This is a genomic window from Bacteroidia bacterium, assembly GCA_041391665.1.
Classification (GTDB): Bacteria; Bacteroidota; Bacteroidia; order J057; family J057; genus JAGQVA01.
This window is the reverse complement of record JAWKNO010000001.1, coordinates 2,354,931-2,370,322: the sequence shown is the minus strand read 5'-3', so window position 1 is coordinate 2,370,322 and position 15,392 is coordinate 2,354,931. Positions and strand designations below refer to the sequence as shown.

At 47.1% G+C, this 15,392-nt stretch carries 10 protein-coding genes; 7 read left to right on the top strand and 3 right to left on the bottom strand.

The genetic code is table 11. The features are described 5' to 3' along the window. Nucleotides 1-9 precede the first annotated feature (9 nt). The 4 genes from R3D00_09775 (at nucleotide 10) to R3D00_09760 (ending at nucleotide 6,595) form a co-directional block, all read left to right on the top strand. Nucleotides 10-1,182: a prolipoprotein diacylglyceryl transferase gene (locus R3D00_09775; protein ID MEZ4773457.1), complete on the top strand. Its 1,173-nt coding sequence runs from the start codon at nucleotides 10-12 to the stop codon at nucleotides 1,180-1,182. Then, nucleotides 1,146-2,237 (top strand): RluA family pseudouridine synthase, encoded by a 1,092-nt coding sequence (locus tag R3D00_09770; protein MEZ4773456.1) that lies wholly within the window; start codon nucleotides 1,146-1,148, stop codon nucleotides 2,235-2,237. Before R3D00_09775 ends, R3D00_09770 begins: the two co-directional genes overlap by 37 nt. Before the next feature lie 257 nt (nucleotides 2,238-2,494). Next, a complete protein-coding gene (locus R3D00_09765; protein ID MEZ4773455.1) occupies nucleotides 2,495-4,147 on the top strand; it encodes a glycerol-3-phosphate dehydrogenase/oxidase in 1,653 nt (550 codons plus the stop codon). A 3-nt stretch (nucleotides 4,148-4,150) separates the two neighbouring features. Continuing rightward, a complete protein-coding gene (locus tag R3D00_09760) occupies nucleotides 4,151-6,595 on the top strand; it encodes a glycoside hydrolase family 31 protein (GenBank protein MEZ4773454.1) in 2,445 nt (814 codons plus the stop codon). Between the two features lie 13 nt (nucleotides 6,596-6,608). On the opposite strand, the gene proS is transcribed toward R3D00_09760, so the two are convergent. Continuing rightward, a complete protein-coding gene (proS, locus tag R3D00_09755) occupies nucleotides 6,609-8,096 on the bottom strand; it encodes a proline--tRNA ligase (protein ID MEZ4773453.1) in 1,488 nt (495 codons plus the stop codon). Between the two features lie 283 nt (nucleotides 8,097-8,379). Between proS and R3D00_09750 the strand changes: the two genes are divergently transcribed. The 3 genes from R3D00_09750 (at nucleotide 8,380) to R3D00_09740 (ending at nucleotide 11,774) form a co-directional block, all read left to right on the top strand. Continuing rightward, nucleotides 8,380-9,765, top strand: a complete 1,386-nt coding sequence (locus R3D00_09750; protein ID MEZ4773452.1) for a hypothetical protein — start codon at nucleotides 8,380-8,382, stop codon at nucleotides 9,763-9,765. Nucleotides 9,766-9,854: 89 nt separating this feature from the next. Then, complete coding sequence (locus tag R3D00_09745) at nucleotides 9,855-11,456, top strand: hypothetical protein (protein MEZ4773451.1); 1,602 nt, start codon at nucleotides 9,855-9,857, stop codon at nucleotides 11,454-11,456. A 63-nt stretch (nucleotides 11,457-11,519) separates the two neighbouring features. Further along, nucleotides 11,520-11,774 carry a hypothetical protein gene (locus R3D00_09740; GenBank protein MEZ4773450.1) on the top strand — a complete coding sequence of 85 codons (255 nt, stop codon included), beginning with the start codon at nucleotides 11,520-11,522 and terminating at the stop codon, nucleotides 11,772-11,774. Between the two features lie 52 nt (nucleotides 11,775-11,826). On the opposite strand, the gene R3D00_09735 is transcribed toward R3D00_09740, so the two are convergent. Both R3D00_09735 and R3D00_09730 read right to left on the bottom strand, forming a co-directional pair. Then, the gene (locus R3D00_09735; protein ID MEZ4773449.1) at nucleotides 11,827-13,194 is read right to left on the bottom strand and encodes a TlpA disulfide reductase family protein; all 1,368 of its coding nucleotides are present in this window, start codon (nucleotides 13,192-13,194) and stop codon (nucleotides 11,827-11,829) included. Nucleotides 13,195-13,203: 9 nt separating this feature from the next. Continuing rightward, nucleotides 13,204-15,324 (bottom strand): pyrroloquinoline quinone-dependent dehydrogenase, encoded by a 2,121-nt coding sequence (locus R3D00_09730; protein MEZ4773448.1) that lies wholly within the window; start codon nucleotides 15,322-15,324, stop codon nucleotides 13,204-13,206. Nucleotides 15,325-15,392 lie beyond the last annotated feature (68 nt).

Below are 15,392 nucleotides of genomic sequence, written 5' to 3'. Positions count from 1 at the left end.
TCTGCCTGCATGTATCCAAGAATCAGTGATATTTTAAATGACATATTTGGGTGGGATATTATTCTGCCCATCCAGTCCTTCGGCTTTTTTGTCGCGTTGTGTTTTATTGCAGCATATCTCGTGCTACAAGCAGACCTGAAACGAAGACAGGGTCTGGGAGAATTTAAAACGCACAAAGTAAAGGTTACCCTCGGTGGCCCGATTAAAGAGACGGAAATTCTGATCAACTTTCTCCTGTTTGGGATACTGGGTTTTAAAGTCGGTTTAATGATCGACGATTATGCAGCATTTGCCCACAATCCGCAGGCGGCGATCCTATCGATGAAAGGCTCTGTTCCCTGGGGACTGGCCTTTGCTGTTGCAGGGGGAGGATACAAATTTTATGAATTCTGGAAACGCCGCAATGACAAACCGCAGGTTGTAGAGCAGGAACAAGGCATTCTCAATGAATTGGGAACGGTGCTTACGATTGCTTTTGTAGCGGGGATTTTGGGCGCAAAAATCTTTCACAACCTCGAATATATCCACGATTTTATAGAGGATCCGATAGGTTCACTGCTTTCATTCAGCGGGCTTACATTTTATGGCGGACTGATCTGTGCAGCAGTAGGAATTGGTTGGTTTGTGGTAAAAAAAGGATATCCATTGCTTCCCTTTGCAGATGCTTTCGCCCCGGCATTAATGCTTGGATATGGCATCGGACGTATTGGCTGTCAAACCGCAGGAGACGGCGACTGGGGAATTGCCAATACAGCACCGAAACCAGACTGGATGAGTTTCCTTCCCGATTGGATGTGGGCTTATAACTACCCTCACAACGTCCTGAACGATGGCATACCCATTGAAGGCTGTACCGGCGATTATTGCCATGTGCTCGCAACGCCCGTTTTTCCCACACCATTTTATGAGATCGTGATGGCGCTGGTCATTTTTGCAGGGCTTTGGCTGATCAGAAAACGTATGCCTTATTGGGGCCAGCTTTCCGGGATCTACCTGTTTTTTAATGGTCTGGAACGATTTCTTATTGAAAAAATCAGGGTTAATTCCACCTACAATATCTTCGGAGCAGAGATTACTCAGGCAGAGATTATCTCCTCCGTGTTGATGATTTTTGGTATCGTTCTTTTTTATTACGCTACATTCAAATGGAAAAAGCAGAGCGCAACGGCGAAAAGAACATAGTCAGACACTACAGCCGGAAAGATGATCCTGAGTTGCCGGAATTGGAAGAGGATAGCCTGTTTGAACATTTTACCCTTCAGGTTACCGGTGGACAGAAGCCCCTGCGAATAGATAAATTTCTTTCCAACCTTCTGCCTTTCACCTCTCGTTCGAGAATTAAAAATGCTTCTGGTACAGGTTCGATTTCTGTCAATGGAAATCCGGTAAAGGTTTCCTACAAAGTGAAGCCTGGCGATGAGGTCAAACTCCTTCTGCCCTACCCTCCCCCGCCGGAACTGGAGCCTGAGGAAATTCCGCTGGATATCCGCTATGAAGATGAAAGCCTGCTGATCATTCACAAACCACCCGGAATGGTTTGTCATCCCAGTTTTGGCCACCGAACACATACCCTGGTACATGGCCTGCTCTGGTATTTTGATCACCTTCCCAAACCTCTCACAGCTTCAGAAAATCCCCGCCCGGGACTGGTTCACCGCATTGACCGCGACACTTCAGGCATCATTGTGATTGCCAAGACAGAATACGCCATGGCGCATTTGTCCAAACAGTTTTTTGACCGCACTACTGACCGGGAATATCAGGCACTGGTATGGGGAAATGTAGAGCAGGACAAAGGAACCATTGTCGCACATATTGGCAGACACCCCAAAAACCGCAAGATCTACTACCCTTACCCGGATGGAGAAACAGGAAAACATGGCGTAACCCATTACGAAGTGATTGAGCGGTTTGGTGTAGTAACGTTGGTGAGGTGTAAACTGGAAACGGGCAGGACACACCAGATCCGCGTCCATATGAAACATATCGGCCATACGCTTTTTTCTGACAAAGAATATGGCGGAGACAAACAACTCAACGGGCCTCCTACAAAAAAATACCAGCAATTTATTCACAATTGTTTTGAAATTTTGCCCCGGCAGGCACTACACGCCAAATCGCTATCACTAGATCATCCGGTAACCGGAATGCGCATGAAATTTGATACAGATTTGCCCGAAGATATGGCCGGGGCAATTGAAAAATTTCGCAACTGGGCAAAAAACCCCTCTGAATAAGGGCTGCTTGAAAAAAAAATAAAATATTTTTTATGCTCTAAATGGTTCACGTTATCGATTACGGAAAGGATATGTCTCATTTTCGCATAGATACATATTGACTTGAATCAGGAAAATACTGATATTCGCAGCGTAGTTAGTATTTATATAGCAATTTTTGAGGAAAGGAGAGGTACACGCAGTGATTGCTGGTGTGCCTCTTTTTTTATTTTACAGCACATTTGGCTTCTCTCCGGAAAATCCCGTAATATCCTGCCATGAATTACTTTGCAAGCTCAGAAAGAAAATCTCTCATTCAAATTCTTGCTCAAAAAGAATACGACCTGCTAATCATAGGTGGTGGTGCTACAGGTGCAGGAATCGCCTTGGACGCCGCATCAAGAGGCATGACTGTCGCATTGGTGGACAAACAGGATTTTGCCGCAGGTACAAGCAGCCGGTCAACCAAACTGATCCACGGTGGGTTGCGATACCTCAAACAACTGGAAATCGGACTTGTAAGAGAAGTCGGAAGAGAACGAGCCATCGTACACCATTTGGCACCCCATCTGGTTGTTTCCGAAAAAATGTTGTTGCCCCTGATAGAGGGCGGGACTTATGGAAAGTTTACCACCTCTATGGGACTGATGGTTTACGATGTATTGGCCGGTGTGGAAAGTGCAGAACAAAGAGTCATGCTTTCCAAAGAAGAAACCATGGCACGCGAGCCTCTCCTCCGCACAGACATTCTCGAAGGCGCGGGCCTATATGCCGAATACCGCACCGACGATGCGCGCCTCACTCTGGAAGTCCTCAAAACAGCGGCATTATACCATGCCCATCCCATCAATTATGTGGAGGCCACAGGGTTTCTTTACAAAGATGACAGAGTTTCCGGGGCAGAATGTAAAGACCTCATCTCTGGAGAATTGTTTCAAATAAAGGCACACCAGGTAGTCAATGCTGCCGGCCCCTGGGTAGATGATCTTCGCACACAAAATCAGTCCATGAATGAAAAACGCCTTCACCTGACCAAAGGCGTTCATATCGTTGTGCCTCATGCAAAATTTCCCGTACATCAGTCGATCTACTTTGATATGCCCGACGGTCGTATGGTATTTGCCATCCCCAGAGGAAAAATCACTTATATAGGAACAACCGATACCGATTATACCGGAAATAAGGAAAACCCACGCACCAATCTGGAAGATGTTCAATATCTGATTGAAGGGGTCAGGCATACGTTTCCGTCAACACACCTTACCGTGGAAGATGTGGTGTCAAGCTGGGCAGGACTACGCCCGTTGATTCATGAAGAAGGAAAATCCTCCTCTGAGCTTTCCAGAAAAGACGAAATATTTATTTCCCCCACCAAACTTGTGTCTATTGCAGGAGGAAAACTTACCGGATACCGGAAAATGGCCGAAAGAGTGGTGGATGTAGTAGCGAAACGGCTTTCAAAAAAATACCAACAGACTTTTCAAAAGTGCACAACGCAACATATTATCATTTCAGGTGGCGGCTTTAAGAATGCTGAAGATGTTGAAATCTTCAAAAAAGTAGTGCACAGCCAACTCCAGCCACTGGGCTTCGACCATTGGGAAGCGGAATATCTCGTGCATAATTATGGCCAGCAAACAGAAATTATCTTGGATCATTTCCTCAGTGGAGCGGATCATACTCCGATGGGACTGGTCATGGCAGAGCTGTGGTTTGGCCTGAATTTTGAAATGGTTCAATCAACTATGGATTTTTTTAGCAGAAGAACCGGAAGGCTTTACTTTGACATAGACAGCGTCCGTAAGCTTAAAAAGCCAGTAATTGAAGAACTAAGCCGGCAATTGGGTTGGGATCAGGCACGTGTGGCGCAGGAAAACGAATGGGTGGATCAGGCCATGGAAATTGCTGCCGAATTTCCCAAAAAATCATAAACAATGAACACAGAAACAGCATCTAATAAAAAGGAATTTTCTCCGGGAACGATACATCACTGGGAAAAATCCGAATATACAGGTACGATTTATTGCGACAATCAGGTAGCCCTGCACATTACGGTCCTTGCACCGCATATTCTTCGATTCAGATATGTGCTTGATGGTTACCCTGAAAAAGATTTTTCCTATGCTATAGATCCCTCTTTCCAGGCTGTTCATAGTAATTGGAAAATGACGGAAACCTCTGGGTTTTTGCATATTCAAACGGAAGAAATCAGCTGCCGGATTGCCAAAAAAGGCCTGCAAACAAGTCTGCTTGACCTGAAAGGCAAAATCATTCTGGATGACGATAAGGGTTTTCACTGGGAAAATGGAGACTGGGGTAACCCCATTGTTCAAATGTCCAAAAAGGCGCAGCCCGAAGAAAGTTATTTTGGTCTTGGTGATAAGTCCTGCCATTTAAACCTTCGGGGAGAACGGCTGCAAAACTGGGTGACTGATTGTTTTGGATATTCTGCCACAACCGATCCCCTCTACCGCGCTATTCCCTTTTACTACGGACTAAATGAAGGTCGCGCTTATGGCGTATTTTTCGACAATTCCTTCCAGTCATATTTTGACTTCGCCAAAGAGCGGGAAGATGCCACCAGTTTCTGGGCACACGGAGGAGAAATGAATTACTACTTTATTTATGGCCCGGAACTGATTTCTGTAGCCGAAAGATATACCCTTCTCACCGGACGTCCCGAACTTCCACCGCTTTGGGCTTTAGGTTTTCACCAATGCAAATGGAGTTATTATCCAGAATCAGTCGTCAGAAATCTTGCTGCAGAGTTTCGCCAGCGGCGTATCCCCTGTGATGGCATCTACCTGGATATCGACTATATGGACGGGTATCGCTGTTTTACCTGGAATAACCAGCATTTCCCCGACCCCTCAGGTATGATCTCCGACCTCGAAAAAGAGGGTTTTAAGACAGTGGTAATCATTGATCCGGGTATTAAAATTGATCCCAACTACAAAGTTTTTAAAGAGGCACTGGAAAACGACTATTTCTGCAGAAGGTCAGACGGGCCTTATGTAAAAGGCAAGGTATGGCCGGGAGAATGTTTTTTTCCCGATTATACAAGACCTGTGGTACGTACCTGGTGGTCAGGTCTTTTCCGCGACCTTATCCGACGTATGGGCGTAAGAGGGGTATGGAACGATATGAACGAGCCGGCGATCTTTGATGTTCCCAACAAAACCTTTCCTGAAGACGTGCGGCACGATTACGATGGCAATATGACCAGCCACCGGAAAGCGCATAATGTCTATGGGATGCAAATGTCCCGCGCTTCTTATGACGGTGTCAAACATTTTGGGTACCCTAGGAGACCTTTTCTGATTACCCGCGCTACCTATGCCGGCGGACAGCGGTTTGCTTCCGTATGGACAGGCGATAATGTTGCTAGTTGGGAACACCTTCAGCTTGCGAGCATTCAGTCTCAGCGATTGAGTATTTCAGGGTTTTCGCATGTGGGCTCCGATGTCGGAGGGTTTAATGATATGCCAGATGGAGAATTGTTTGTGAGATGGCTACAGCTCGGCGTTTTTCACCCGTTGTATCGCGTTCACTCTATTGGCCCAAATGCGACAGGAGATTCGGCGATTGATGAAACTGCCATTGCAGAAAATCTTCAGAGCGGGAAACAAATAGATCAGGAGCCCTGGTCATTTGGCGATGAGTATACAGATATTGCGCGAAAAACCATTGAACTTCGGTATAAACTGATACCCCTGCTTTATACAGCCTTCTGGCAATACTGTACCCATGGCACCCCGATACTCCGGCCGTTGTCTTTTCTCGACCAGCACGACCCGGAGACGCTGCACCGCATGGAGGAATTTTGTACAGGTGATCACCTGCTGGTCTGTCCAATCTCAGAGCCGGATGCAGAAGGACGGTATCTGTATCTTCCGGAAGGTATATGGTACGACTTTAATACCAATCAACCGATTCCCGGAGAGCAGGAAATATGGGCCGATGCTACGTTAGAAGACATTCCTATGTATGTACGTGCAGGCGGAATCATACCCATGGCACCGGTCATGCAATATGTAGGCGAAAAACCCATTAGAGAAATGGCCCTCCACGTTTATTATAAAAACGGTGAGGAAAAAAGTATCCTCTACTCAGATGCGGGAGATGGTTATGATTATCTGGAGGGAAAATATCTCCTCCACAACTTCAGGGTTTCAGGAGAAAGTAAAAAATTCACCCTCTCACAATTTCGCAACGGAGCATTTCAACCTACTTATGACAAGTTTCGTGTGATCTTCCACGGCCTGCCCTACAAATCGGTTAAATGCGTAGTTGACGGAAATGAAACCAGTATCAGTTTCACTCCCGTCACCACAGAAATTGTTGTTCCCTGGAATTTCGAAACTATCACGATCCAGTAATTCAGCGGAACTATTAATAAGATTTAGCAAAAATCACCCTTTGTTTTGAAGGTTTCCCGGAGTAGATGCAGGTTCCGGCCTCCAATTCATTGCCAAGTGGAATACAGCGAATGGTTGCTTTGGTTTCGTTTTGAATTTTTTCTTCCGTCTCCGAAGTACCATCCCAGTGAGCGTAGAGGAAACCCGGCAGATCTTCATCGAGCGCAGCGGTAAACTCCTCCCATGTATCTACTTTACGGGTATTGGCCTCGCGGAATGCGAGTGCTTTTTGGTAGATTCCCTGTTGAACCTCATCGAGCAGGTTCACAATATAATCGCTGAAACCTATGGATAAGTCAATGGTCTCTTTTGTCTGAAAATCGCGGCGGGCAACTTCAATTTTACCTTCATCAAGATCGCGTGGGCCAAGTGCAAGACGCACAGGTACTCCTTTCAGTTCCCATTCCGCAAACTTCCATCCGGCGCGTTTGGTATCGTCATCATCTACTTTGACACGGATTCCCTTATCTTTGAGTTGAGCAGCAATGAGATAGCATTTTTCCACTACCCGTGTTTTTTCCGATTCCTCCCGGTAGATAGGCACAATCACAACCTGTATAGGCGCAAGTACTGGTGGCAGTACAAGGCCAGCGTCGTCAGAGTGAGTCATTATCAGCGCACCGATCAGCCTCGTACTTACCCCCCAGGAAGTTGCCCAGACAAAATCTTCCTTATTTTCCTTGTTGGCAAACCGCACATCAAACGCTTTGGCAAAATTTTGCCCGAGGAAGTGGGAGGTTCCGCACTGAAGCGCTTTTCCGTCTTGCATCAGTCCCTCAATGGTATAAGTATCTTCGGCACCGGCAAAGCGCTCACGTTCGGTTTTTACCCCGCGAATTACAGGTATCCCCAGCGTTTCTTCGGCAAATTTGCGGTATATACCCAGAATTTTCAGGGTCTCCTCTTCCGCCTCTTCTTTGGTAGCATGCGCTGTATGGCCTTCCTGCCAGAGAAATTCAGCGGTACGGAGAAACATCCGGGTGCGAAGCTCCCAGCGCACAACATTTGCCCACTGGTTGATCAGAAGCGGAAGATCCCGGTATGACTGAATCCAGTTGCGGTAGGTACTCCAGATAATGGTTTCAGAAGTAGGTCGCACGATCAGTTCTTCTTCAAGCTTGGCGTCCGGATCTACGATAATGCCTTTTCCGTTGGGATCATTTTTCAGCCGGTAGTGGGTAACTACCGCGCATTCTTTGGCAAAACCCTCCACGTGAGCGGCTTCTTTGCTTAGAAAAGATTTGGGGATAAACAGCGGGAAGTAGGCATTGACATGCCCGGTTTCCTTAAACATGTCATCGAGAATGCGCTGCATCCTTTCCCAGATTGCATAGCCATAAGGTTTGATAACCATACAGCCGCGCACCTCTGAATTTTCGGCCAGATCGGCCTTTTTGACGAGTTCATTGTACCATTCGGGATAATTTTCCGCCCGCGTGGTCAGTTTGTTACCTTTAGCCATAACTGAAGTTAGCATTAATGGATTGCAAAAATAAATGCAGAGGGGTGGAAAACAAAACTAAATCCCTTCGGAAGTTTTTTCGTTTAATCTATACAAACGATTTATGGAAAAATGGTTGCACGATTATCCCTCAATTCTACACGAATATTAAGTTCAACCCGAAAATGTATGGAGAAAGCGGGATTTTCGCGTCATAATAGTATAGATCGTGACTATACATAGTTTTTTCAATCAAAACTACGTATATTTACAGAGATTAGGTTACGTGTAAAAATCTGAAAGTATGAAATCAATAAAAGTATTACTACTGACGTTTGTTGCGGCCGCCGTTTCATCCTGTGCCGGCACCAAATATACCTCCTCATCTGAATACGATGATGTCTATTTTACCAGTGCAGATAAATCTGAAGTGGTGATGGATGTTCAGGAAGACAATTATAGCAACGAACAATCGAATGTCTATACCAATCCTGACCAGGACAACTACGTTTACAATCCTGACCGCTATCGCCGTCCGGTGGACAGCTATAACGATGCCTACTATCAGGATGATGATTTTTACTACTCACGCAGAGTACGTCGTTTTAATCAGTCCAGCAATGCCTGGCGTTATTATGATCCTTATTACACCAATGACCTGTATTATGTGATGGGCTCTCCTTCTTGGAACACCTGGAACAACAATGGGTGGTACAACTGGAATCAGCCCCGCTTCGGTGCTTCTTTTGGTTTCGGTTCGCCCGGATTCAATTCCTATTCCTACTTTAACCCATACTCTCCCTTCAATAATTTCTACGGTGCCAACAGCTATTACAATCCGTGGGTAAATTCCTATTATGGTTATAACCCCGGCTTCGGCTATTCACCTTTTGGGGGTTATGGTTACAACTCCTTTGGTTATTCCTCTGGATTTTATTCACCTTACTACTGTCCTCCTACTGGTTTTGTACCTGCTTCCAACTGGAGACGCTACAGCAGTAATACCCAGACCTACGATACGCGGGTTCGGAACTCCAGCCAGTCCTCCACTTCCCAGACCAATTATACTCCCCGTACAGGTGATCAGACGGGTCGCATCGCACCTGCCGGTACCAACAATACGGGAAATACGGGTCCAAGAGGTGTCGCTAATACTCGTACTGCCTCTTCCGGTAATGACCCCTACCTGACCCCAAGATACAAAACAGAAGGTGCCGCAATCAACCGTACAGGTTCTGCTTCGCCTACTACCGGTCGTACTGGTACTACCTCCTCTCCAAGAGTGTACACCCGTCCGGAGTCCAATACCAATAATGCGAGAGTAGGTACTACCACCAATACCAATACTCCCCGTGTTTATACCCGTCCCTCCAGAGAGACTGAAATAAATACCGGTCGCACCAATACCAATACGATCAATCGCAACAGTACCATCAATCGCAACCCGAATACCGGTACTACCAACAATACCAACCGCAATACATACAGCACACCAAACAGAAATTTCTCCACCCCTTCACGCACCAACAGCGGTTCTTTCTCCACACCAAGCAATTCCCGCCCTTCTTTCAGTGCGCCCAGCAACAGCGGAAGCACAATCAGAAGCTCCGGAAGCAATAACAGCAACTTTGGTGGAAGCTCTTCTGGTGGATCCTCCGGCGGAAGCACAGGTGTTCGCAGAAGAAATTAATCAGATAAGAAATCATACACAGATTTTCATTCGGGCGGGTAAATACCCGCCCTTTTTTTTACATTTGAATGAGAACTATATCAACCATTATGAAAAAAATATTTCAACATGCAGGCTGGATTCTGCTGCTGATGTGCAGCCTTCAGGTAATGGCACAAACTGAGCTGGATGCGCTCCGACATAGCCAGTATGGCCTCGTGGGCAGTGCCCGGGCCATCGGTATGGGAGGCGCTTATTCGGCAGTAGGGGCCGATCTCACCTCTGCCACCATTAACCCCGCCGGCCTGGGACTTTTTAGAAGCTCCAATTTTACCATTTCTCCTGTATTTCGTATGGTCAACAACCAGACTGACTTTTTGGATTACACCGGTAACAAAAGCGTAAACCAGTTTTCCCTCAACAACTGGGGGGTAGCATTCAACAATAAAAACTACTACGACAATGGCCGTGTGCGAAAAGAAGTGGATAAGGGACTGATTTCCTATACATTCGCACTGGGAAGCAATCAACTGGAAAACTACAAAAATGAGGTCAATGCCACTGCATACAACGAGTTAAGCTCTATCACCCAAATGTGGGCCGAACGCTCTCAGGGCATTTACCCTACGGGGCTTCCCGCCGAATCCAACCAACAACTGGCCTTCGACCTCCTGCTGATCGATACTGTACTCAACCGGGGTGGACAAACCTATTTTTCCAATCCCGGCAAAATGCAACAAACCCTCCAGATGCTGGAATCTGGCAGAAGGAATGAATGGTTTGTCTCCCTGGCGGGTAATTTCAACGACTTTATTTATATCGGAGGCACCATCGGTATCCAGTCACTCAAGTATGAACAAACCTTCAACTTCAACGAAGCGGATATCAATAATCTCTACCAGTTTTATGATCCGGATCCGGATAATGGATTTCCATTGGAACTACCCACAAACCAGATGCGGTTTACCGAAACTTTCAGCACAAATGGTACGGGGATTAACGGAAAATTTGGAATTATCATTCGCCCCAGTGATTATCTCCGGATAGGGATTTCGGGGCAAACGCCAACCTTTTTCAGCCTTACCGATCAGTTTAATTCTACGCTCGTCCATTCCATTGATCTGGATAATGGCGGCACAGAAGAATATACAGCAACCCCTTCTTCGCCCGGAACATACACGTACAATCTGAAAACACCCTTTAAAGTTACCGCAGGGGTGATGTATATGCTTCAGAAAAATGGTCTGCTCAGTCTTGATGTCGAATATACAGATGTTTCTTCTTCCAGCCTCAGCAGCGGGGGCAGTATTAATGATCCTGATTTTTACAGCTTTAGTTCTGAAAATTTCCGCATAGCGAACCTCTATAAACCCTCTCTCAATATACGTGGAGGCGGAGAATTCAGGATGGATATATTCAGATTCCGTGTAGGAGCAGCTATGTTTGGCTCGCCCCTTACAGACGAAGCTGCGCAATATCTCGATTACCAGGATCTGACAACGGTCAAAAAAATTCTGGGAGACCGGTTAATGTTCACAGCAGGTGCAGGAATCAGGCAACCGAATTTTTATCTGGACGTTACTTTAGTTAATCAGCAACAACAGAATAAGATTAATCCTTATTCATTTGAGTCGACGGACTTTTTTGCGCCTACGGTTGTAAATAATAAAATAACCAATGCCATTGTTATGTCCGTCGGGTTCAATTTTTGAAACCTAACACGGACGATATGAAGCACCCCTACTTTTAATTGTACATACATTAAAGGAGGAGCTATGACTAATCCCATTTATCAAATTGTTTCCGACGAGTTATACTCGACGCTCGTCGAACTGAATCTGTTAAACCAAAAAGTCATTCGGGACTTTCAGATCAAACGGCGTTACCTGGAATTGAGAAACGATGGACAGCGGTCTGCTGAAGCCATTGAGACTATTCTTCAGGAGTATCCGTATCTTCAGTTCGACACGGTAAGGAAAATCATCTACAGTGTTCGTTTACCTGAAGAAGTCGGGTCTATTTGCGCCTGACAAAAAGAAAATCAAAGAGAGCATACACCGTCGGCTTTTAGCCGACGGTTTTTTATTCGCCCAAAAGTTCGGCAACTTTTGCCTCCAGCTGCGCACCGCGCAGGTTTTTGGCGACGATGCGCCCATCTGCGTCCAGCAATACGGTATAGGGAATTGATCCGACACCATAGGTTTTTGCAGCAATACTTTGCCAGAATTTCAGATCGCTGATATGATGCCATGTCAGGCCGTCCTTTGCAATGGCCTGTACCCAGGGGTCTTTTGCTCTGTCAAGACTAATACCCAGAATTTCGAATCCTTTGTTTTTATACTGTTTATACATCCTGACCACATTCGGATTTTCTTTGCGACAAGGGCCACACCAGCTTGCCCAGAAGTCCACAAGCAACACTTTTCCCCTAAAATCGCTGATACGCAACGTATCGCCTTCCGGCGTAGGCAGTGCAATATCCGGTGCAAGGGCTCCGATCATTTTGCTGCGGGCAGCATCTGTTTCTTTTTTGAGCTGTTCGGCAAGACGGGGATTGTCGCCGGGAAATTCATTGATGTACCGGTCGGTATAATAAATCAACGCATCTTCATTTTTTCCCCGAAATCCTGCGACGAGTCCAATGATCGCTGTTTTACGCGCACGAGAACCATTTTCCATCGCAGCAAGATGGCTGTCTGCATAAGCAACCTGCTTGTCATGCGAAAGACCTATCGCGCCTAATGTGGAAGCATACGCCTGAAACGCATCGTGAAGGCCGGGAATACGATTGTAGTCGGGATCTGAAAGGTCGCAAAACTGAAAAAATGCCCGACCAAAATAATCAGCTTCGTCGAGATAACCTTCTTTATTGTTTTGATAACTCTGATACGTTCGCAGGGCAATGGACTTTCCTACAAATGGATCAACCCCCGTAATAGAATCCAGCAGGGATTTTCTTTTTTTGTCCAGACTGGCCATATCTTCCTCAATATTGGTCAGTTCCATCTTCGCCTGCATTGCCTGCCGGTAACGCCCAATCAAGCGGTTGAAGTCCTGTGAGAGTTGCCCCGAAGCGCGAAAGGCGTATTCGTAAGTCGCGTTGTCGGGCGAATTTCCCAACAGAGACTGGCTGAGATTTGGACATTCTCCCCGCATCCAGATTTCCGGCTCATCGCCCAGTATCATCCAGCGGGTATTCTGCTGCGCGCCTCCGCCAAACAGGTAAAATCCTTTGGGAGGCTCCGAAAGCGCAAACTGAAAGGCATAAATATTTTCCTGTTTTGCCAGCGGAATAGCTGCAACCGCTCTCAGAGAAATACCATCCATTTCAAAAAAATACAGGGTATCACGGTCGCAATTGGTAAGGTTTCCTTTAATGGTTACCTGTGCCGAAAGAAAAACCGTTCCCATCATCCACAGTATCCAGAGAAATATATGCCTATGTTTCATGGGGTAAAATTACAAATTTCCCAGCGCAAATGCCATGATCGCTCCGCCGGGACTTTCTTCTGTTCCACTTACGGAGATTACAACATACTGTTTCCCATCACATACATAGGTGGAAGGACTCGCAAAACCTCCGCCGGGAAGGGTGGTTTCCCATAGTTTTTCGCCGGTATTTTTGTCAAAAGCGCGAAACTTCTTATCCTGTGTTGCTCCGATAAAAATCAGCCCTCCGGCAGTTACAATCGGGCCGCCATAGTTTTCAGTTCCGGTCTCCGGTGCACCGGGTTTTTGCCTTTCAGGATAATTGCCCAGCGGAATTTTCCACAAATATTCTCCCGTGTTCAGGTCAAGGGCGTTCAGCGTTCCCCAGGGAGGCGAAATCGCCGGAAATCCCTCCGGATCGTGAAAATAGCTGTATGCTGTAATATTGCGGAAGCCATTTTTTTTCTCCGGATTTTTATTCTCTATCACTACTTTTTCCGCGCCTTTCTGGTCGTACAAATAAGCAATGATTGCCGCCTCCTGATTTTTGCTGAGGTGGGAAAATGCGGGCATTCTCCCCACACCTGACCTGATTTTTGCTGCCGCAGCTTCTGGTTTCAGCTTTTTTTCCAGATCAGTCAGTGAAGGATAGGATGGCATCTGGCCTTTGCGATCTGTGCCATGGCAAATTGCACAGGCGTTGAGGTAAAATCGTTCTCCCCGCGCATACGGGCTGCCTGATCCCTCATCGTCATTCTCCGGTTTCAGGGTCATGATCTCGGGCGATTCATTGGCGTTGAGATAAATGATTCCCGAAACGGGGTCAGCCGCAAATCCACCCCATTCAGAACCACCGCGGCTTCCGGGCACCATCAACGTACCCTGCGGACCGGAAGGGGTGTAAATGCCTTCAACCCTCAGTTCGCGAAACCGCCGCAAAGAAGCGGCTTTTGCCTCCTCCGAGAAATCGTAAATATCTGCTTCCGTCATCTGCTGACGCACATACGGCGCAGGTTTCAGCGGAAAAGGCTGAGTAGGCCAGATTTCTTCTCCCTCCACATTCGTAGGAGGCACAGCTCGCTCTTCGACCGGAAACAGCGGTTTGCCCGTCTCGCGGTCAAAGGCAAAGAGAAAGCCCGTTTTGGTGGGCAGGGCTACTGCATCCACCTTGCGGCCTTCGTGCCTCACGGTAAGTAGCGTAGGCGGAGCCGGAAGGTCGTAATCCCACAGGTCGTGGTGGGTGGTCTGGAAATACCAACGGAGTTTGCCCGTAGCGGCGTCGAGCGCCACGAGGCTGTTGCCGTAGAGGTTTTGACCTTTGCGGTTGGCTCCGTAAAAATCGTAGGTAGGCGACCCGAGTGGGGCGAATACGGTTCCGCGTTTTTCATCGAGGCTCATACCGCCCCAGTTGTTGGCGCCGCCGGTGTATTTCCAGGCATCGGGGGGCCAGGTTTCGTAGCCGGGTTCGCCCGGCTGGGGGATGGTGTGAAAAATCCAGGCCATTTCACCGGTGCGCACGTTGTAGGCGCGAATATGGCCGGGGGCCGCGTCGTAGGACTCGGAGACCTCCGAACCAACAATGATCAGGTCGCGGAAAATAATGCCCGGAGAAGTGGGAATCACCCACACGGAGTCGGGATTGACGCCGAGGTTTTCGTTGAGATTGACTTTTCCATTCGTGCCAAAAGAGGGAATAGGTTTTCCGGTTTGAGCTTCTACTGCGAATAGGAAATGATCGGCAGTAAAAAGAATGCGTTTGTCTTCTCCATCTGACCAGTAAGTAACCCCTCGTTTCATGCCGCCGCCGCGCTCACCGGCAAAGGGGTCAAACGACCAGATTTTCTGTCCGGAGCATGCGTCGAGCGCATAGACCCAGCTACGGGAAGACGTAGCGTAGAGCACATCGTCAACGACGATGGGGTTACACTCATATTTGCCAAAACGCATACCTTCGGGTACATCGTCGTGGAGGTAAGTCCAGGCGACTTCGAGTTGGGCTACATTGGAGCGGTTGATCTGATCGATGGAGGAATAGCTGGTACTTTCTTTATCGCCTTTATAGACCTGCCAGGACTTGTAAGCATCATTTTCCGGCTGGCAGGCAGTAACCAAAATACAAGCGATGAATAGCAATTTAAATTGAGGAGGCATAGGAAAAATGTTTCTTAAACATCCGCATAAAGATTGTGATTTTCAATGGGGGAAGGAATTTCCTTTGC